Consider the following 20022-nt stretch of genomic DNA (forward strand, 5'->3'; position numbering starts at 1 on the left):
GTTAAGGGAGGCTTTACCCGCGCCCGCGCAGGACGGCGCCGACCAGCAGCGATGTCGGGGTTTCGCGCGCCAGCATCACCGTGCCGCCATTCTGCGCCGCGACGGCCTGCACCAGCACCGCGGGCGCGGTGCGGGAGGTCATCGCGGTGGCGCCTTCGCCATCGCGCAGGATCGTTTCGACATCGGCGTCGAGGAAGATGCGCTCGGCCTCGACATGCAGCGCGATTTCGATCGCTCCGTCCGGATTGGCCCCCTGCTTTTCGCAGCCGACATCGAGCCGCCCGCCGCGCACCAGCGCATCGACGAGCAACAGCGACAGGTTGAGGATGATCTTGACCGCGGGCTTGGGCAGCGGGTCGGCACCGATCATCCAGTTCAGGTCGATCGCACGGTCGCCGATGATCCCCTGGATCGCCGATTTGGCCTCGTCGGCCGGAACCAGCTCACCAAAGCCGCCCGCCGACCCGAAGGCCAGGCGAAAGAATTTCAGCTTGTTCGCCGACGTCCGCGCGCTTTGTTCGAGCAGTTCGAAACAGCGTTCGCGCATCGCCGGGTCTTTTTCATCGGCGAGCAGTTCAAGACCATTGGCGAAAGCGCCGACCGGGCTGAGCAAATCGTGGCACAGGCGCGAGGCCAGCATGGAGGCGAAATCGACGCGGTCGTCGGACATGGATTGGTTAACTCCCCGCAAGCCAGACGTTTCCGGCGCGCGGATGCTCCCTAGGACACGCACCAACCCAGAGGCAAGTAGCATCCCCAAACCCGTTCGCATCGTGCGAAGTCGAGATGCCTATCGTTCGCGCGCGTCCTCGGGGTGTCTCGACTTCGCTCGACACGGCCGGAACCGAAGGAGCGCACCTTGAAATTCCGCCGTCAATTTCCACATCGTGATCAATGCAGGGGGATGATGATATTTTGACCGTGGCGCTGGAGAACAGCGCGGCTGGACTGCGTCTGGACCGCGCGCTGGCGGAAGCGTTGCCCAGCCTGTCGCGCGAGCGCGTCAAGAGCCTGATCAAGGGCGGCCGCGTCGCCGATTCCGTCGGCACGGTGTTGTGGGATCCGTCGGCGAAAGCGCCGGCGCCGATCACTTTGGAAGTGCGCGTTCCGGCGGCGACCCAGGCGCATAATGTCGCGCAGGACATGGGACTGGTGATCGCGTTCGAGGACGACCACCTGATCGTCATCGACAAGCCCGCGGGGATGGTTGTCCATCCCGCCGCAGGCAACCTCGACGGGACGATGGTCAACGCGCTGCTCCATCATTGCGCGGGGCAATTGTCGGGGATCGGCGGCGTTGCGCGGCCGGGCATCGTCCACCGCATCGACAAGGACACCAGCGGGCTGATCGTTGCGGCCAAGCATGACCGCGCCCATGAAGGGCTGGCGAAGCAGTTCGCCGCGCACAGTATCGATCGCCGATACACCGCGGTCGCGACCGGGCGCCCGATGCCTGCAAACGGTACAGTGGACGCGGCGCTCGGCCGGTCCAACACCAACCGCAAGAAAATGGCGGTGGTCGCCGAAGATCGCGGCAAGCGCGCAGTGACGCATTACCGGATGATCGAGCCGCTGCGCCACGCCAGCTTGATCGAATGCCGCCTCGAAACCGGACGGACGCATCAGGTGCGCGTCCATATGGCCCATATCGGCCATCCGCTGGTCGGTGACCCGGTCTACGGACGCGCCAGAAAGCCACTGTCCGAGGTGCTGAAAGCGCGGAATTTCGTGCGGCAGGCATTGCACGCCGCCCATTTGGGCTTTATTCATCCGGTGACCGGTAACAACATCGCGCTCGACAGCGAAATCCCCCCAGACATGCGGGAACTGATCGACGAATTGCGCGTTTAGGTTTCGAATAAAAATCTATCTCGACCGCTGGCAACAACCGCGGCACATTGTGACTCAAGATTTCAAAGGGAAGACGCTCTCCAATGGCTAAAAGCAATGTTCCGGCCACGGTGCCAGCGCTCGGCGGCGAAGCCAGCCTGAATCGCTATCTGTCGGAAATCCGCAAATTCCCGCTGCTGACCCCCGAGCAGGAATATATGCTCGCGAAGCGGTTCCAGGAGCATGGCGACAATGAAGCTGCGGCGCAGCTCGTGACGTCGCACCTCCGCCTCGTGGCCAAGATCGCGATGGGCTACCGCGGCTATGGCCTGCCGGTCAGCGAGTTGATCAGCGAAGGCAATATCGGCTTGATGCAGGGGGTGAAGAAATTCGATCCCGAACGCGGCTTCCGCCTCGCGACCTATGCGATGTGGTGGATCCGCGCCTCGATCCAGGAGTTCATCCTGCGCTCGTGGAGCCTGGTCAAGATGGGCACCACCGCGGCGCAGAAAAAGCTGTTTTTCAACCTGCGCCGGATGAAGAACAATCTGGAAGCATTCGAGGACGGCGATTTGTCGCCCGAACATCTGACCAAGATTGCGACCGACCTGGGGGTGACCGAGGAAGAGGTCACCAGCATGAACCGCCGCATGGCGATGGGCGGCGACACCTCGCTCAACGTTCCGATGGGCGAGGATGGCGACAGCCAGTGGCAGGATCTGCTGGGCGACGAAGGGCCGCTCCAGGACGAACGCGTCGCCGAGGCGCAGGAGCGCGATGTGCGCCATTCGCTGCTCAGCGAGGCGCTGGAATCGCTTAACGAGCGCGAGCGGCACATCCTGACCGAACGCCGTCTGACCGACGATCCCAAAACGCTCGAAGATTTGAGCCAGGTGTATGACGTCAGCCGCGAACGCGTCCGCCAGATCGAGGTGCGTGCCTTCGAAAAGCTGCAAAAGGCGATGCTGAAACTCGCCGGCGACCGGCGTCTGATCAACGCCTGAGCGGCGGGCGCCTTTGGCGCATCCGATGTAGCGATTTGACTCGCAGCCGCAATTGACTAGCCTCTTCGCCGGGTTGAGCGAAGGGGGACATATCATGTGGAAATGGATCCGTATTCCCAAAGGCATCGCGCTACTGGCGTTTTTGTTGCCATGGATGACCGTTAGCTGTTCCGACCAGAAAATTGCCGAGGCGAGCGGCTTCGGCCTGGCCTTTGGCCGCATCTCGGCGATGGGCCAAGCGGCCGGTTCCGGTGACGGTGCAACGATGAATCTGTGGCTGATCCTGTCGCTGGTGGCGATCGCGGGCGGATTATTCCTGCTGTTCACGAAGGGTCGCGAAGCAGCGAAGCTGGTGCTCGGCACGTCGGTCGCCGCGCTGGTGCTGATTTTGGTAGGCACCTGGCGCTACAGCAAGGATGCGATCATGGCCGAAGCGGCCAAGAACGGCTCGAACGGCGGGATGGATCAGGCGGCACTGGCGATGATCCAGGTCAATTGGCATTTCGGTTACTGGCTCGCGCTGCTGTCGCTGATCGCCGCCGCGGTGATGGCGTGGCTGGTGATGAGCGGCAAGGAGGCCGAGGCCGAAGCGAAGATGCGCTCGCTCGCCGCCGACGCCACCGATGCGGCGAAGGTCGCGGCGGCGAAGGCGAGCGACGCCGCGAAGGACGCCGCCGCGAAAGCCAATGACGCGATCGACGCCGCCAAGGACAAGAAGGACGATGAGCCGCCCAAGGCTTGAATGTTGCGGAAATGAAGTGGGAACGGCAGGCTCGAGCGCCTGCCGTTCGACGAACGATCGGGGGATCCTATGAGCACCGAAAGTGGCACCGCCGCCGCGCCTGCGGCCGCACCGGCGCCGGCGCCTATCACGCCAGCGACGGACCTCAAGACCAAGGGCGGCGATAAGCTCGCCGCCTGGTCCGGCTTTTCGCTGATCCTCGGGCTCGCCGGCGACATGGCGACCCCGATCGGCAATTATTCGCTGTGGCTGATGGCGGCGGGCATCGTCGGCTTTGTCCTGTGCTTTTTATTGCGGCGCATGAGCTTTGCGCGGCGCGGCATGTTTCACACCGGCATCTTTGCGCTGATCATGGGCACGATCTGGGGCTTGCAGCAATTCGCGGTCCCCGAAGAAGCGGGCGTCGAGCGCGGCGCAACGGTCGCCTTCCTGCCGATCCTGGCGCCGATCCAAACCAAGATTCTGCCGCTGCCGCAAAGCCAGAAGCTGTTGCTGCAATTTCAGGACAGCATTGCGAAAGGCAGCGACAGCGAGCGCGTCGCGGCCGCGCGCGAACTCTATGCCGCAACCGGAGACGCCGCGCTGCACCGCGGGATGATCGAGACGATGATGGGATCGGGCAACCCCGCACTGCAACAGAGCGCGACGCTGCTCCGCCTGGCCGAACGCAAGCGCGATCGCCTGACATTGCTGCCGATAGATCGTGACACCAACGATCCGCTAGCGCGCCGCCTGCTGTCCTTTTCTTTTGAAGTCCGCGACGTCGATGTCGACAGCGGCGCGCTCGACCTGCGGTCCAGTTCCAGTCGATCTTTTGGCACCGTGACGCGCCAGGGCACGACGATGCAGTTGCCGATTATCGTCGCGGAAAACAGCGGCTGGCAGGATATGCTGGTCGATCTGAAACCCGGCAACGACATGCGACTGACCGGCAAGGCCCGGCTGGAGACGGGCGAAGTCGTCGCGGTCGAATTACCCTTGTTCTGACACCCTGAGGTCCGATACCAACCGGACGATGAAGACTGCCACCAAGAAGCGCGCCAAGCGACGCAAACTCCCCTGGTATCTGCGGCCGTTCAAATGGCTGTTGTGGTTCGTCGCAATTTCCGTGCTGTGGGTGCTGCTCTATGCGGTCGTGCCGCCACCGGTGACCTTTACGATGCTGGCCGACAGCAGCGGCATCACCAAGGACTGGACCAGCCTTTCGGCCATCGACCGCAACATGGTGCGCGCGGTGATCGCGGCCGAGGACGGCAAATTCTGCACCCACAACGGCTTTGACACCGAAGCGATCGAAGAAGCGATCGAGCGCAACGCCAAGGGCAAGCGGATGCGCGGCGGATCGACGGTGAGCCAGCAGACCGCGAAGAATGTGTTCCTGTGGCAGGGCAGCGGGTGGACGCGCTATGTCCGCAAGGTGCCCGAGGTGTGGTTCACCTTTCTGATCGAGAAGATCTGGGGCAAGCGGCGGATCATGGAGGTCTATCTGAACGTCGCCGAGACCGGCATCGGCACCTATGGCGTCGAGGCGGGCGCACAGCGCTATTTCAAGCATGACGCGGGCAAACTGACCCCGGCCGAAGCCGCGCGCATCGCGGCGATCCTGCCGCTGCCCAAAAAACGCGAGGCGGTGAGCCCATCCGGCTTCACCCGCCGCTACGGTAACACCATCCGCGCCCGCATCGGCCAAGTCCGGCGGGACGGGCTAGACGGATGTGTTTACAGATAGCCTAGAGACAAGAATGCGGTCGGTCCGTCCACCGTCAGCCAACTATTCACAGCATTTCGAATCTTCCAGAGCGTCTGCAAGCAGAACCCCGCCAACAACCGCAGCGGCTCCAACACCTATGGCGAGCCAGCCAAGCGTAGACACGCCTTGACGCCGCGACTTGTCCATTGGTCGGCCGTTGATCAGCAGCCGGTTATCGCGCTCCAGCGAAAAGCCGATCCGCGTTTCGTTAAGGGGGATGCCGCGGGTCGACAGCCGCGTGCCGTCGACGTTCACGACATCGCGGGTCAGGCGCAGTTCGACCCGCGGCGGCGCCTTTTGCCGGTTGCCACCGATCGGAATGGTGAGGCCGAGCCCGACGACACCATCGACGCGGGTCAGCCCGTTTTGATATGCCATGGGTTCGGCCATTGCCGACGTCGTCAACGCCGCGCCGATCAATAACCCGCCAATAATCCGCATGTCCGCCCCCTGATCCGATCAAAATCGATCGGTTTCGATAAGCCTCCCTCGCGGCGATCGGTCAATCTCGTCCGGGAACCAGTACACCGGCATCCGCGGACATCGACAATGCTATGCCGGTTTCCAGTTTTTGCGGTCTTCGGCCTGCTTCAGCACTTCGAACGCCGCCTGCCCTGCGGCAAAGCGTTTGGCGGCGTCCGCGTCGCCGGGTTTGACGTCGGGGTGGGTTTCCTTGGCGAGGGCGCGCCACGCCTTTTTGGTCGCTTCGAAATCGGCGTCGGGTTCCAGATCGAGGATTTCGAGGGCGCGCATTTCGTCGGCGCTGCGGCTGCCGTCGCCCGACCCGCCCCAGGCATAGTGCTGCGCCTTTGCATAAGCCCCCGCGTCGCGTGTTTCGTTGGCGGCGCGCGCGGCGGCGTCTTCGGCGCTCAATCCCTCGAAATAGTCCCAGCCGCGATTATATTCGGCGGCGTGGGTTTCGCAGAAATACCAGCGTTCGGGACTGTTCGGCGATTTGGGCGCCGGGCAGTTGCCAGGGTTGGTGCAGCCGTGCCGGTCGCATAGGCGCACCTTTTGCGCTTCATTGCCCGAGCCATAGGGGCGCCAGCGGGGAAAACCCCAATCATCGGATCTCTTGGCGCGGCTCATCACCCCCATGTAGCGAGCGGCGGTGATGATTGCTACCCGACCGGGCCGAAAAACCGAGGGTTCTGGCCCTAGCTTTGGGGCTTGTAGCCAAACGCCTTGCCCGCCAGTTTGACGACCGCGGGATCAAGATCGGGCGGCGTCATCGGCACCATCGCTTCCAACGCGTCGGCGATATGGGTCAGCGCCGCAATCCGCGCGGCTTTCTTGTTATTGCCGTCGATGACCTTCCACGGCGCCCAGCGCGTGTTGGTGTGCGCAAACATCTCGTCGATCGCGGCGAGATAATCGTTGCGCTTGGCGCGGTTACGATAATCTTCGCCGCCGGTTTTCCACCGCTTCCACGGGTCATCGAGGCGATCGGCAAACCGCTTGTCCTGCTCATCCTGGGTCAAGTGGACAAAGATTTTGACCAGATTGGTGCGACTGCCCGTCATCTGCGCCTCGAATTCATTGATCTCGTCATAGCCCTTGCGCCACTCGGCCTCGGTCGCAAAACCTTCGACCCGCTCGACCAGCACGCGGCCGTACCAGCTACGGTCAAAGATCGCGATTTCGCGGTTGCCGGGCAGGCGTTTCCAGAACCGCCACAGGAAATGGCGCGCCTTTTCCTCATCGGTCGGCGCTCCGATCGGCCAGACATCAAAATAGCGCGGGTCGAGCAGCGCGGTCATCCGTTTGATGATCCCGCCCTTGCCTGCCGCGTCCCACCCCTCGAACATGATGATGCTGCGCTGGCCGTGGGTGATGTGCGCGGCTTGCACGCGCTCCAGTCGCGCCTGCAAGGCTTCGAGGGCGTCGTTGTAGTCGCCATCATATTTGGCGCCGGATTCATGATCGGAAAGCGAAATGGTCATGTCGCTTCCCTAGCGCAATCCGCGCTGTCCTTCCAAGCGCGATGCGAGCTTGTCATTTTCTGATACAAAGGGTGCGGCCATTGCTACTCCTGCCCCATGACCGCTTTTCGCGCGATCCAGGCACCCAGCGCGCTTTTGTAGCGGTCGAGCCGCGCCAATCCTTCGGCAACGGCATTGCCGCGCACGCCCTGCCGCTGAGCCTCGCCATACCAGCCGGTGGCCGCGTCGAGATCGCCCTCCATCTCTTCACAAAGCCCCAGGTTGAACGCCAGCGCCGCGGTCGGCTCGACATCGCGCGTCAGCGCGGTCCACGCGGTGCAAGCGCCGACCTGATCGGTCTTGGTCAGCCGGATCGCCGCCTTGAACGCCGCTTGCGCCGGTTTCGTCAGCCCCTTGGTGCTTTCATCGACCCGGACGTCGACCGAATAGCTGCGCGGCGCCAGGTCATTGCGGATCGTCCGCACCTGACTGCGAAAGGTCGCGGCAAAATAATCCTCGATGCTCGGCGGCGCGCTGCGGTCGGGACAGACGGTCACTTGATCGCGCGCATTAAACGGCCGGGTGTGGCGGATCGATCCGTCGGCGATGGCGACCAAGCGGACGGTGGTGGCGACGGCCGCGGTGCGGCGGCGGCACCGAATGTCGACGTCGATTTCCTTCAGGCATTTCTTTTTGTCGGCGGGATCATATTCGGTGCAGCGGCGGCGCTTTTCGATGACCGGCACCTCGTCGACGCTGGCGCGCACCGTGCCGGTGATCAGCCCGTCGGTTGGCGCCCCCGATTCGGGTGCCACGACGCGATAGAAGGGATTGCCCTGAAACGTCGCCGCGGCGAGTTCGGCCTCCAGCGCCTGTGCAAACGCCGAACCATCCTCCCCCTCGAACCGCTCGACCGAAATGCGGAGCAGGTCGGTGACATCGACCGCGGCGGGATCGCCGCTGTTTATCGTCAACGTTTCGGCGGTCGCGGGCGCTGCGAGGCTCAGCAAAGCGGCGCCGACTATCCATCGCACATCGATCATCATTGCCCCCCAGATCGCCAATCCCACCGGGCTATCGCAGCAACCGGCGACTGTCAAAGTCGCCCGATGCACCGGGGTCAGAGTTCGCTGGCGATCAGATCGGCCAGCCGCTGCGGCGCTTCCATCGGAATGAAATGGCTAAGCTCGGCCCATTGCTCGTCGCGGACCGCACCGATCGTCACGCCCAGATCGGGCGCCGTCGGGCTGATCGAAAAGTCGAGCGGACCGTCGCGCTCGCCAGTGCGGGCGCGGATGACGCTGGTCGGCACGGTCAGCGTCGCCAGCCAGCCATAGGGATTGTTGCGCTGCGCGCCCTGATAGACCGATGCCTCCAGCGCCGGTGGGCAGGCCAGCTCATACTCCTCGCCCGACGGCGCGGGCAGCAGGCCGTGGCGGCAATAGTCGGCCAGTACGTCGGGCTGCCACGCCGAATAGGGCAGACGCTCGCCAAAGCGGGCGATCATCGCCTCTGCGTCATCCCACGCGTTGCGCCGCCGCGCGACCGGATGATCGGCGGGATCGGGCACCGGCTGGCCTGACGGCAGGTAAAGCGCGGGATCGAAGATCGTCGGATCGACCAGGATCAGATGGCGGAAGGCCGCGGGCCGCTGCGCCGCGAGCCAGCCGAGCATATAGCCGCCGCCGCTGTGTCCGCAGCCGACGATGGGCGTGCCGGCAAAGCGATCGACCAGCGGCAGCATCGCCGCCGCATTGGCGGTCCAGTCGACCAGCGACGCAGGCCGAAAGCTGCGCCCATGGCCGGGCTGATCGGGCGCGACGACATGCGTGCCGTCGGGAAGCGCCGCGACCACCTGATCCCACAACCGGCCGTGAAAGCCGGTGGCATGGATCAGAAGGACGGTCGGCGCATCGTCCGATCGCTGCCCCCATTCGAACCAGCAGATGTCGCCGCCAGGGGCAGCAATCCGATGTTCGCGCGGCGCTTCGTTCACCCTCAGCCTTTCGGCCCGTCGACGATGCGGATGCCGAGTTCCTTGAGCTGTTTGTCGCTGACCGGCGCCGGGGCGTTCATCATCAGATCCTCGGCCTTCTGGTTCATCGGAAAGACAACGACTTCACGGATATTCGGCTCGTCGGCGAGCAGCATCACGATGCGGTCGACGCCGGGAGCCGAACCGCCGTGCGGCGGCGCGCCGAATTTGAAGGCGTTGATCATGCCGCTGAAATTCGCGTCGACGTCAGCCTGCGAATAGCCCGCGATCTCAAACGCCTTGTACATGATGTCGGGGCGGTGGTTGCGGATCGCGCCCGACGACAGTTCGACGCCGTTGCAGACGATGTCATATTGCCACGCGAGGATGTCGAGCGGGTCTTTGGTTTCGAGCGCCTCGAGTTCCCCCTGCGGCATCGAGAAGGGGTTATGGCTGAAATCGATCTTGCCGGTGTCTTCGTCAGCCTCGAACATCGGAAAATCGACGATCCAGCACATTTCGAATTTGCTCGGGTCGATCAGGTCGAGCTGCTCGGCGACGCGGGTGCGGGCGAAACCGGCGAGCTTCGCGGCAGCCGCTTCCTTGCCGGCGGCGAAGAACAGCCCGTCGTCGGGGCCGATGCCAAGCTCGGCGGCGAGCGCGTCCATCTTCTCCGGTCCGTGGTTCTTGGCGATCGGGCCGCCCCACTCACCGCCCTTGCGCGTCGCATAGCCGAGCCCGGCAAAGCCCTCGCCCTGCGCCCAGCTGTTCATGTCGTCGAAGAATTTGCGGCTCTTTTCGGCGGTTGCAGGCGCCGGGATCGCGCGCACCACATCGCCCGCGGCCACGATGTCGGCAAAACGGCCGAAGCCCGAACCGGTGAAGTGCGACGACACGTCGGTGATGATCAGCGGGTTGCGCAGGTCGGGCTTGTCGTTGCCATATTTCAGCATCGATTCGCGATACGGGATGCGCGGGAATGAGCCCGCCGGGGTCACCGACTTGCCGTTCGCGAACTCTTCGAACACGCCCGCAAGCACGGGCTCGATCGCGTTGAACACATCGTCCTGCGTGACGAAGCTCATCTCGAAATCAAGCTGGTAGAATTCGCCCGGCGAGCGGTCGGCACGCGCGTCTTCGTCGCGGAAGCAGGGCGCGATCTGGAAATAGCGGTCGAAGCCCGCGACCATCAGCAGCTGCTTGAACATCTGCGGCGCCTGCGGCAGCGCATAAAATTTGCCGGGGTGAACGCGGCTCGGCACCAGATAGTCGCGCGCGCCCTCGGGCGACGAGGCGGTCAGGATCGGGGTCTGGAATTCGGTAAAACCCTGTTCCACCATGCGGCGGCGCAAGGACGCGATCACGTTCGAGCGCAGCATGATGTTGGCGTGCAGGCGATCGCGGCGCAGGTCGAGGAAGCGGTATTTCAGGCGGATATCCTCGGGATAATCCTGCTCGCCCGCGACCGGCATCGGCAGTTCGATCGCCGCCGACTGGACGGTGACGTCGCGCGCGCGCACTTCGATGGCGCCGGTCGGCAGGTTGGCGTTGACCGTTTCAGGGGAGCGCGCAACGACGTCGCCGGTGATCGTTACAACGCTTTCGGCGCGCAGGCCGTCGAGCGTCGCGAATACCGCATCGCTGCTGTCGGCGACGATCTGGGTGAGGCCATAATGGTCGCGCAGGTCGACGAACAGCAGCCCGCCATGATCGCGCTTGCGATGCACCCAGCCCGACACACGGACCGACTGGCCGACCTGTTCGGCGCGAAGCTGGCCGCAATTATGGGTGCGATAGGCGTGCATGGGATCGTCTTTCAATGTTCGGGAGCGCGCGGAAAAACGCGCCGATATGGCCGCGCCTAAGGCAGCGCGGGGAGCGATTTGTCAAGGTGGAAGGCCAAATCAGCACGTCAGACCCAGCCCGTCGAGCACGGCGCTGCCGAACAGCGCGCGGTGCGCGGGATCGGGGATCAGGCGATCGCGGGCGCACCGCCAGCGCCGGAAATCCTCACCATAATCGGCGGCGACCCGCGCCGCGTCGAGACGGCAGCTTTTCGCCCAATGCCGCGTGAACGCGATCCCTTCGGCATCGAGCCGTTCGACGACGCGGGCATAGGCATCGGCGGTGCGTGCGCTGCGCGGCCCGTCAAAGTCGATCACCGCATTGTGCGGGAAGCGCGCCGGGGCGAGCAGCCCCTCGGCACGCGCCATGAACCGTACGGTGACCACCGTCGATCCGCCGTGCCGCGCATAGACCGCGCAGATCAGCTCAAACGCGCGCGCCAGATCGGCCCGGTCGATGGTCACCGAGGCGTTGAACAGGTCGGCCAGCGGGCGATGCGTGTCGAGCCCCTCCCCCCAGCTGCCATAAACCGGCGGCGCATCGACATCGGGGCCGCTGGCATAGCCCTGCTTCATCGCAAACTGCAGCAGCGCGCCGCGCGCCCAGGGATAATCGTCGAGCAGCCGCCCGAGCAGGCTGAGCGCGTCATAACCTGCGCCCATCTGGCCCGGCGTGGCGCGTGGATAATCGTCGCGCCATGGCTCGCGATACAGGAACCGCAGCATCGCCGGGCGCTTGAACGGGTTGTACGGGTTGACGATCATCTGGACAAAATCGGGCGCCTGATCGAGCGCATAGGCGGTCGAGAAGCGACGAAAATCGCCCGCCGCCAGCCAGTCCAGCGCCGCGCGATCGACCTTGCGCAGATTCTGGATTGGACGGACGAGGAATTTCGGCACGCTATCGACGACCAGCGCGGTGATGATACCTAGCGCCCCGACCGGCAATTGCGCCGCGGCAAACACATCGTCATCGCGCAGCGGCACCGACCCCGTCGCTGCGATAAAGGCGTCGCCCATCACCCCGGCGGCGGGTTCGATCCAGTGAACGCCCGCGGGGGTCACGATCTGCACCGCGCGGATATGATCCTGAATGCCACCGCGGGCGATCATCGACCCGTGGGTGCCGGTCGCCGCGGCGCCCGCAAACGTCTGGCCATTGCCCGCGCCGCTCGTCCACAGCGAACGGTCCTGCGCCTCCAGCTTGTCCGACACCTCATCGACCAAGGCCCCCGCTTCGATCAGCATCAGCCCGCTAGCATCCACGCCCGACCGCACGTCGGCAGCATCGATGCGAAAGCAGCGATTGAAACGCCGAGTGTGAAGCAGCCAGCATTGCGAGGCGATATTGACGTTCGACGGCGACCAGCCCGCGCCGAGCGGGCGGACGCGGCGCTCCGCCGCCGCCGCCGCGACCAGCCAATCCTGCACCGACTTCGCCGCGATTGCGATCTCGTCACGACCGCGCGGCGCGTCGCCGCTGCGCAGCGCAAAGCGCGTCGCCGCCTCGCAGGTGCCGGTGCCGTGATAGTTGGTCCAGCGCCCTTCATCGCCAAGTTGGATCAGCGGCATCACGCGTCTCCCAGCGGCAGGATGCCGGCATGGGCGCGCCACGCGACGGTGATGGGACGCAGAAAGCCGAACGTCGCGATCGAGACCAATATCTGGCGCCGCGTCGCGAACACCCGGACGTCGGAAAGCCCGTGGTCGGACTCGGGGGTCACAAACGGCTGGGCAGCCTCGGCCGCAAACCCCCACCCCTTCAGCGTTAACACCATCGATTCTTCATCGAGCGGCCGCGGGTTGGCGATCGAGACGAAAATATCCGCCTGCCCCGCCAGATACTGGCCGAACAGCAGCACGAAACCGAGCGCGGCGAGCGCCCAACCAAGCCAGAACATGCCCCAAACCCCTTCGTTTTTCCCGCCGTTTTATTGGCTACCGGTATTCCGGTTCCGCGACCCGAAGAGTACGGACAATTTTTCCTGCCCGTTCTTTTCAACTAGCTGTATAGGCGCGCTATGCAAGTCCATCCGTTGATCGAAACCAACGCCGCGCTCGTCGAATTCTGCGCCCTTATCGGCCGCAGCGATTTCATCGCCGTCGATACCGAATTCATGCGCGAAAACACCTTCTGGCCAGAGCTTTGCCTGATCCAGGTCGCCGACCGCGAGCATGCCGCGGCGATCGATCCGCTGGCGCCCGGCATGGATCTGAAGCCGCTGCTCGACCTGCTCGTCGACAATGAGGATATGCTGAAGGTTTTTCACGCCGGCGGCCAGGACGTCGAAATCATCTTCAACCTGACCGGCAAGACCCCGCACCCGATTTTCGACACCCAGATCGGCCAGATGGCGATCGGCCAGGCCGAACAGGTCGGCTATTCCAATCTGGTCGAGGCGTGGATCGGCCTGCAACTCGACAAGGGCGCGCGCTTTACCGACTGGAGCCGCCGTCCGCTCGACAAGCGCCAGATCGACTATGCGGTCGGCGACGTCACCCATCTCGCCAAGATCTTCCCAATGATGCTCGACAAGCTGGTCAAGACCGGCCGCGGTCACTGGCTCGACGAGGAAATGGAAAAGCTGGCCGATCCGGCCAATTACAGCGTCGATCCCGACAAGGCGTGGCACCGGATCAAGATCCCTTCGCGCAAGCCCGACGTGCTGGGCCGCCTGCAATCGCTGGCGGCGTGGCGCGAGCGCGAAGCACGCACCAAAAACCTGCCGCGCGGACGCATCGTCAAGGACGAGACGCTCGCCGACATCGCCGCGCATCCGCCGAAGGATCAGGACGGGCTGGGCCGCGTCCGCGGGCTGTCGGCGACTTGGCGCAGCAACGACATCGGCGCGCGGTTGATGGACGCGATCGCCAACGCCAAACCGATGGACAAGGACGACATGCCCGATCGCGCCCCGCGCGGTCCGGGGCTGGGCAAGGAAGGCGTGTTGGTCGCCGACCTGTTGAAGCTGCTACTCAAGATCCGCGCTCGCGAATTGAATGTCGCATCGCGGCTGATCGCGCGCAGCGACGATCTGGAAGCGCTGGCCGCCGGTGGTCGCGAAGGGATCGCGATGCTGCAGGGCTGGCGTTATGACGTCTTCGGCCACGCCGCGCTCGATCTGGTCGAAGGCCGGATGGGCTTTGCGGTCAAGCATGGCAAGCTGGTGATGAGCGAAATCGACGCTGCGACGGCGAGCGAGGCTTAAGTGGACGTCGCCCCCGCGAAGGCGGGGGCCGCTGTCGGTTTACGCAGCAGCACGGGAAAAGGCCGACGGCGGCTCCCGCCTTCGCGGGGGCGACGGATCAGAGCATCACCAACTCGGCCTTGGCATCCAGCGCCTGCGCCAGCGACTTCAAGCGGCGTTCGACCGATTCGCCCGCCAGATGATGCCAGCCATGATCGAGACTGAGCCGCAGCTTGCCATCGACCAGCGCGATATGACTGGCCTTAAGCGGCGCTTCGACCCCCCCGGTCAACCGCTGCGCCAGCCGGATCGCCAGCCCCCATTGCCGCGCCCGTGCCAACCGCTCGGCGCTGACCAGCGGTCCCATGTCGGGGAAATCGCCGTCGGCGCCGCCGAACCCGGCGTGCAGCGCACGGGCGAGCAGGATGCGGCCCGGGATGTCAATGCCGCGCCAGTTGCCGTGCAGTCCGATTTCGGTCCCGCGTTCGGCGCGGAAATCGGGATTGGCCGACCAGGCAACGTCGCTGAGCAGGCTGGCGGCCAGCCGCACGCGGTTATCGGCGGGCGCCTCGCCGGTGAACAGCGGCGTGATCCATTCGGTGATCGCGCGGCCATGCGGGGCGAACCGGGCCAAGCGCCGCCCCTCGAATTCGGCTGCGACGATCAGCGGGTCCTGCGCGCGCGTTTCGGCGTCGAGCGCCTGATAGAGCAACCCTTCGCGCAGCCCCGACGACGACACCGTCATTTCGGGCACGTCGAGGATGTTGACCAGCGCCGCCAGCAATGCCGCCGCATCGGGCAATGCGGCGGCGCGGTTTGACGCCATGCCGGGAATCGCGCGCAATTCCTCAAACGTCAGCCGGTTGGTCGCGCGCACCAGGCGGCGCAGCGCGCTGCGGGGCAGGCTGTGCTGATCGAGCACCGCAAGCGGATCATGCGTCAGTTCCAGATCAAGGCGCGACAGCGCGCGCCACGATCCGCCGACCAGATAGAGTGGCAGGCCGGTCATCCCGTCGGGCCATCCAGCCGCGCGCAACATCTTGCGAACAGCGCGCTCGAACGGCTGTTGCCCCTGCTTGCGCAGCGCGGGCAGGCGCAGCACCCCGAGCGGGAAGGACGCGCGGCGCCCGACCTGTCCGTTCGCAACCTCGGCCAATTCCAGACTGCCGCCGCCCAGATCGACCGCGATGCCATGCGCGTCGGGAATCGCCGACACTACCCCATAACCCGCCGCCTCGGCCTCTTCCTCGCCCGACAGCAGACGAATTTTCAGCCCTGCCTCGGCAGCGCTCGCAATGAATTCCGGGCCATTTTCGGCGTCGCGGACCGCGGCGGTCGCGACGCATTGCAGATTCTGGACCTCCATATGCTTGGCGAGCAGGGCATAGCGCCGCAGCGCCATCAGCCCGCGCATCGCGTCTTCGCTCGCGATGCGGCCGTCGATCGCGAGCCCCCGGCCCAGCCCCGCCGCGACCTTTTCGTTAAAGATTACCGCAGGCGCGCGCGCCGGTCCTTCATACACAACCAGGCGGACCGAGTTCGAGCCGATGTCGATGACCGCCGAGCGATGGACCGCCGGTTTCGAGGAACGCAGCAATCCCAAATCGTCAGACCTCGCGCGTCGTGAAGGCGAGCGTCGGCACGTCCTGCCGCTTGTGCAGCGCCGTCCCGCGACCCGAAAGCGACGGATTGTTCATGAAATAATGATGCAGATTGAACGGCTTGTCATCGGTTGCTGTCCGCACATAAACGCCGTCGGGTTGCAACACCCAGCTTTGTTCATTGTCGATCAAATTTGCGACCAGCACCTGATCGAGGATCTGGTCATGGACGGTCGGGTTTTCGATCGGGATCATATATTCGACGCGGCGGTCGAAGTTGCGCGGCATCCAGTCGGCGCTGCTGATATACAGCTTGGCGCGCTGATGCGGCAGCGCCGCGCCATTTGCGAACGCCCACACCCGGCTGTGTTCGAGGAAGCGGCCGACCACCGATTTGACGCGGATCGTTTCAGAAAGCCCCGGCACCCCCGGCCGCAGGCAACAGATGCCGCGCACGATCAGTTCGACCGGTACCCCGGCCGCGCTGGCTTCGTAAAGTTTATCGATGATGTCGGGATCGACCAGGCTGTTCATCTTGGCCCAGACCCCCGACGGCTGTCCGCCGCTGGCCGCAGCGATTTCGGCGTCGATCAGCTCGCACAAATGGGCGCGCATGTTGAGGGGCGACATGGTGATCATGTCGAGCCGTTCGGGCTCGACATAGCCGGTGATATAGTTGAACAGCTGCGCCGCATCGCGCCCGGCGCGCGGATCGGCGGTAAAGAAGCTGAGATCGGTATAGATGCGCGCGGTCACCGGGTGGTAGTTGCCGGTGCCGAAGTGGCAATAGGTGCGATACCCCTGCCCTTCGCGGCGCACGACCATCGAAATCTTCGCGTGGGTCTTCCACTCGATGAAGCCGTAGACGACCTGCACCCCGGCGCGTTCGAGCTGGTTCGCCCACAGCAGATTCTGCTCCTCGTCGAAGCGCGCCTTCAACTCTACCACCGCGGTCACCGACTTGCCCGCCTCGGCCGCCTCGATCAGCGCGCGGATCACCGGCGACTGGTCACCGGCGCGGTAGAGCGTCTGCTTGATCGCTACGACATCGGGGTCCGCAGCGGCCTGGCGCAGGAACGCAAGAACGACCTCGAAACTTTCATACGGATGGTGGACCAATATGTCCTTGCTGCGAATCGCGGCGAAACAATCGCCACCATGTTCGCGGATGCGTTCGGGAAAACGCGCCGAATAAGCGGGGAATTTGAGGTCGGGACGATCAACATCGACGAGCGCCGAAAGCGCCGCGAGCCCGACGAAACCCCCGATCTTGGCGACAATCGCCTCATGCCCCTGAATATCGGCGTTGAGCACTTCGGCAATCTCGCCGGGCATGTCAGCCTCAAGTTCGAGCAGGATGACACGGCCGCGGCGGCGGCGGCGGATCGCGGTGCGGAACAGGCGCACCAGATCTTCGGCTTCTTCCTCCAGCTCGATGTCGCTGTCGCGGATGATGCGAAACACGCCGAGCGAGCGGATGGTGAAACCGGGGAACAGCAGGTCGCCGAAAATCTCGATCAGATATTCGATCGGCACAAAGGCGCGCGACTGACCCGGCACCGAAACGAAGCGCGGCAACGCCGCGGGGATCAGGACCAGTTCGCGCACCGTCTCGCCCGTCGCTTTGCGCTGCAAGTCGAAGATGATCCCCAGCCCGCGATTGGGAATGAAGGGAAAGGGATGCGCCGGATCGAGCACCTGCGGCGTCAGGATCGGGAAAATCTGGTCGATGAAATATTGACGCAGCGCCGCGCGCAGCGGTTCGCGGTCGGACCCGGTGCCGTGAACGATGATACCCTGTTCGCCGAGCAGTTTGTGGAGCCGCTGCCACTCGCTCTGCTGCTGATCGACGAGGCGATTCACCTCAGCCTCGATCTCGGCCAACTGTTGCCCCGGCGAGCGGCCGTCGGCCGACGGATCGTCGATCCCCTGCAACTGTTGCCCCTTCAGCCCCGCAACGCGGACCATGAAGAATTCGTCAAGATTGCTGCCCGAAATCGACAGGAAGCGCAGGCGTTCGAGCAGCGGATGCGCAGGATTGCGCGCTTCCTCCATCACCCGCCGATTGAACGCCAGCCAGCTGAGTTCTCGATTGAAAAAGCGTTCGGGTCCGAAGGACGGGAGCCCCGTATTGGCGTCATTGTCGGCGCGAAGAGGCCCACCGGCTATCGACATATCGTTCCATCCTGTCGTTCAAGGAGATCGGGATCGATCAGCCCCTGTGACAGTAATGTTTCACGCGTAAGACGGATGCCGACGCGTCGTCCCTGTTCGAGCGAAGCGGCATCGAGCGCCGCCACGATGCGGTGGACCATCGCATAGCTGCGCTCCATCCGCGGGACGATATAAGCGGCAACCTCGGGCGCCAGCGCGATCCCGCGCTGCGCGAACAGCGCCTCGATCAGGTCGCGCGCGAGGCAATCGTCAGGCTCGGCGATCGTCAGAACCGGCACCGCGCGCAGCCGCGAGGCGAGATCGGGCAGCACGATCCCCCAGTCGGCAGGCGGCGCATCGGCGATGATCAGCAGCGGGATGTTCGACGATTGCGCGGCGTTCCAGGCGTGGAAAATCGCTTCTTCGGCAACGCTGTCATGCCCATCGATCACCCGGCCGCCGGTATCCGCCGCGAACAACCGGCCGATCAGGCTGCGTCCCGATCCGCGCGGTCCGGTCAGCACCGCGGTCCGCACCGGCCACGTCGCGACATGGCGCAGATAGCGGATCGCGTCGGCGTTGCTTGTCCCGACGACCAGCGGCGCGTCGTTGCTGCCCCTGGCGCTCCAGTCGAGCGGCAGTGCGATCTGGCTGGTGGAACGCGCCATCAGCGGCTGATCCGCAGCGTGCTGCCGCCCTCCTGCACCTTGTAACCCCGCGCCGCGAGCGCCGCGCTGAGCGCCGCGATATCGCCGCGGAAGGTCACGCGCATCACCGATGTGCCGCCAAGCGCGAGGCTGGTCGTCGATGCCGACTGGACCCCCGCGATGCCGCCGACGGCGCGTTCAGTCGCGGTGACCGATTCGACGTCGGGCGAACTATATTGGACGGTGAAGCTCTGCACCCCCGCGGGCGCGGTGGTCGGCACGCTGCTGTCGGTTTCGCTGGGCAGCGCATCCTCGTCGGTGGCCACAATCTCTTCGGGCAGGTCCTCGCGCTCGACCGGCTTTTCGAGGACCAGATAGGTATCGGTCTTCAGCACGCCCGCCGCCAGCGCGTCGATGTAGATGCGGTCCATTCGCGCGACCGCTTTTTCCATCATGTCGGGCAGCGCCGCGGGGCTGGGGCCGGTCATTGTGAAGCTGGAGATCAGCTTGCTGTCGGGGCCGAAGCGCGCGGTGAAAGTGCCTTTGATCGGCCCGCCGGGATAGGAATACTCGACCCGCGCAATCGGGGTCAGCACGTCGGCGGCGCCATATTGATCCAGGATGACGCGCCACCACACGCGCCCGCGGCGCCCGGTCTGTCCCGCGTTGATCAGCAATGTGTCGGCACCGGTGCCCGCGGTGCGGACATAGTCGATCGCGCTCTGCCCAGTGTTATATTCGGCCCAGGCGCGCTGCCATGCACTGCGCTGTTCGAACACCTGCGGGATACCGTCGATCGAATAGACCGGGATGACGAGCAGCGGCGGCGAGCGGAGCGTCCGCCCGCTGACGCCCAATATCTGTCCGGCGCGAACGCGGTCGAACTGCACCCCCAGCCGCGCGACATAGCGGCGCGGGCCGATCTGTTCCTGTTCGACGACTATCGCGGTGACGATGCCGTCGAGCACCGAATCGCCGAGCGCGGGACCATCGCTGCCGTTGAGCTTGCGATAAAGCTGCGCCCAGCCCTTGCGCTGCGCCTCGCGCCAGCCCTTGGTGCGTGCGTCATCGGCGTTGTCGCCGGTGACATCGACCAGGATGCCGCTGGCGAGAAAGTCGCCGCTGCTGTTGATCGGCGTTATGCCGCGATCGCCGCGGCTGATCTGTCCCTCGACGACGCCGACGAGCAGGATCGCGAAGAACAGGCCGAAAAGCGCGAGCCAGCGTCCATCTCGCGGCAATGCAGCGTCTTTGAACCGGTGGGCGAACGGAGGGGGAGCGGTGGAAATCATCTCTTCTCTATGCTCTGCCCAAAAGCGCACGCGCGGACAAGGAAATCTGTCGGACCCCGACAAGGAAATCATG

General features: G+C 64.7%; 19 protein-coding genes. 6 read left to right on the top strand and 13 right to left on the bottom strand.

From position 1 onward, the window contains the following. Positions 1 to 13: 13 nt before the first annotated feature. The gene (locus J2X44_RS12785; protein ID WP_310084636.1) at positions 14 to 670 is read right to left on the bottom strand and encodes a histidine phosphotransferase family protein; all 657 of its coding nucleotides are present in this window, start codon (positions 668 to 670) and stop codon (positions 14 to 16) included. Between the two features lie 224 nt (positions 671 to 894). Between J2X44_RS12785 and J2X44_RS12790 the strand changes: the two genes are divergently transcribed. From J2X44_RS12790 to mtgA, 5 genes are all read left to right on the top strand, one after another. Then, entirely contained in the window at positions 895 to 1851 is a 957-nt protein-coding gene (locus J2X44_RS12790) for an RluA family pseudouridine synthase (RefSeq protein WP_310084637.1), read from the top strand. Positions 1852 to 1934: 83 nt separating this feature from the next. Next, complete coding sequence (rpoH, locus tag J2X44_RS12795) at positions 1935 to 2834, top strand: RNA polymerase sigma factor RpoH (RefSeq protein ID WP_310084640.1); 900 nt, start codon at positions 1935 to 1937, stop codon at positions 2832 to 2834. A 94-nt stretch (positions 2835 to 2928) separates the two neighbouring features. Continuing rightward, positions 2929 to 3576 (top strand): hypothetical protein, encoded by a 648-nt coding sequence (locus J2X44_RS12800; RefSeq protein WP_310084642.1) that lies wholly within the window; start codon positions 2929 to 2931, stop codon positions 3574 to 3576. A gap of 69 nt (positions 3577 to 3645) precedes the next feature. Next, complete coding sequence (locus J2X44_RS12805; protein ID WP_310084645.1) at positions 3646 to 4563, top strand: hypothetical protein; 918 nt, start codon at positions 3646 to 3648, stop codon at positions 4561 to 4563. A gap of 28 nt (positions 4564 to 4591) precedes the next feature. Then, positions 4592 to 5305, top strand: a complete 714-nt coding sequence (gene mtgA, locus J2X44_RS12810; protein ID WP_310084648.1) for a monofunctional biosynthetic peptidoglycan transglycosylase — start codon at positions 4592 to 4594, stop codon at positions 5303 to 5305. 42 nt (positions 5306 to 5347) lie between these two features. On the opposite strand, the gene J2X44_RS12815 is transcribed toward mtgA, so the two are convergent. The 8 genes from J2X44_RS12815 to J2X44_RS12850 all read right to left on the bottom strand — a co-directional run bounded on the left by J2X44_RS12815 (position 5348) and on the right by J2X44_RS12850 (position 12968). Then, complete coding sequence (locus J2X44_RS12815; protein WP_310084650.1) at positions 5348 to 5704, bottom strand: hypothetical protein; 357 nt, start codon at positions 5702 to 5704, stop codon at positions 5348 to 5350. A 174-nt stretch (positions 5705 to 5878) separates the two neighbouring features. Further along, positions 5879 to 6415: a J domain-containing protein gene (locus J2X44_RS12820; RefSeq protein ID WP_310084652.1), complete on the bottom strand. Its 537-nt coding sequence runs from the start codon at positions 6413 to 6415 to the stop codon at positions 5879 to 5881. A 68-nt stretch (positions 6416 to 6483) separates the two neighbouring features. Beyond that, the gene (locus J2X44_RS12825) at positions 6484 to 7269 is read right to left on the bottom strand and encodes a polyphosphate kinase (RefSeq protein ID WP_310084655.1); all 786 of its coding nucleotides are present in this window, start codon (positions 7267 to 7269) and stop codon (positions 6484 to 6486) included. A gap of 83 nt (positions 7270 to 7352) precedes the next feature. Then, on the bottom strand, positions 7353 to 8312 hold the full coding sequence (locus J2X44_RS12830) for a hypothetical protein (protein ID WP_310084657.1): 960 nt from the start codon (positions 8310 to 8312) through the stop codon (positions 7353 to 7355). A gap of 56 nt (positions 8313 to 8368) precedes the next feature. Next, positions 8369 to 9244: an alpha/beta hydrolase gene (locus J2X44_RS12835; RefSeq protein ID WP_310084660.1), complete on the bottom strand. Its 876-nt coding sequence runs from the start codon at positions 9242 to 9244 to the stop codon at positions 8369 to 8371. Between the two features lie 2 nt (positions 9245 to 9246). Then, positions 9247 to 11028 carry an aspartate--tRNA ligase gene (gene aspS, locus J2X44_RS12840; protein ID WP_310084663.1) on the bottom strand — a complete coding sequence of 594 codons (1782 nt, stop codon included), beginning with the start codon at positions 11026 to 11028 and terminating at the stop codon, positions 9247 to 9249. A 99-nt stretch (positions 11029 to 11127) separates the two neighbouring features. After that, the gene (locus J2X44_RS12845) at positions 11128 to 12639 is read right to left on the bottom strand and encodes an FAD-binding protein (protein ID WP_310084666.1); all 1512 of its coding nucleotides are present in this window, start codon (positions 12637 to 12639) and stop codon (positions 11128 to 11130) included. Next, positions 12639 to 12968: a hypothetical protein gene (locus J2X44_RS12850; protein ID WP_310084668.1), complete on the bottom strand. Its 330-nt coding sequence runs from the start codon at positions 12966 to 12968 to the stop codon at positions 12639 to 12641. The genes J2X44_RS12845 and J2X44_RS12850 overlap by 1 nt, the downstream gene beginning before the upstream one ends. A 120-nt stretch (positions 12969 to 13088) precedes the next feature. Between J2X44_RS12850 and rnd the strand changes: the two genes are divergently transcribed. Next, positions 13089 to 14276, top strand: coding sequence for a ribonuclease D (gene rnd, locus J2X44_RS12855; protein ID WP_310084670.1), 1188 nt, complete (start codon positions 13089 to 13091; stop codon positions 14274 to 14276). Between the two features lie 97 nt (positions 14277 to 14373). On the opposite strand, the gene J2X44_RS12860 is transcribed toward rnd, so the two are convergent. From J2X44_RS12860 to J2X44_RS12875, 4 genes are read right to left on the bottom strand one after another with little or no spacing between them, the layout of a single operon-like run. Continuing rightward, on the bottom strand, positions 14374 to 15852 hold the full coding sequence (locus J2X44_RS12860) for a Ppx/GppA family phosphatase (RefSeq protein WP_310084671.1): 1479 nt from the start codon (positions 15850 to 15852) through the stop codon (positions 14374 to 14376). A gap of 10 nt (positions 15853 to 15862) precedes the next feature. Continuing rightward, positions 15863 to 18031, bottom strand: a complete 2169-nt coding sequence (locus J2X44_RS12865) for an RNA degradosome polyphosphate kinase (RefSeq protein WP_310084675.1) — start codon at positions 18029 to 18031, stop codon at positions 15863 to 15865. Continuing rightward, positions 18022 to 18678 (bottom strand): HdaA/DnaA family protein, encoded by a 657-nt coding sequence (locus tag J2X44_RS12870; RefSeq protein WP_310084678.1) that lies wholly within the window; start codon positions 18676 to 18678, stop codon positions 18022 to 18024. Before J2X44_RS12870 ends, J2X44_RS12865 begins: the two co-directional genes overlap by 10 nt. Next, on the bottom strand, positions 18678 to 19898 hold the full coding sequence (locus J2X44_RS12875) for a heavy-metal-associated domain-containing protein (RefSeq protein WP_310084680.1): 1221 nt from the start codon (positions 19896 to 19898) through the stop codon (positions 18678 to 18680). Before J2X44_RS12875 ends, J2X44_RS12870 begins: the two co-directional genes overlap by 1 nt. Positions 19899 to 20022 lie beyond the last annotated feature (124 nt).

Origin of the sequence: Sphingopyxis sp. BE259 (assembly GCF_031457495.1) — a bacterium.
Classification (GTDB): domain Bacteria; phylum Pseudomonadota; class Alphaproteobacteria; order Sphingomonadales; family Sphingomonadaceae; genus Sphingopyxis.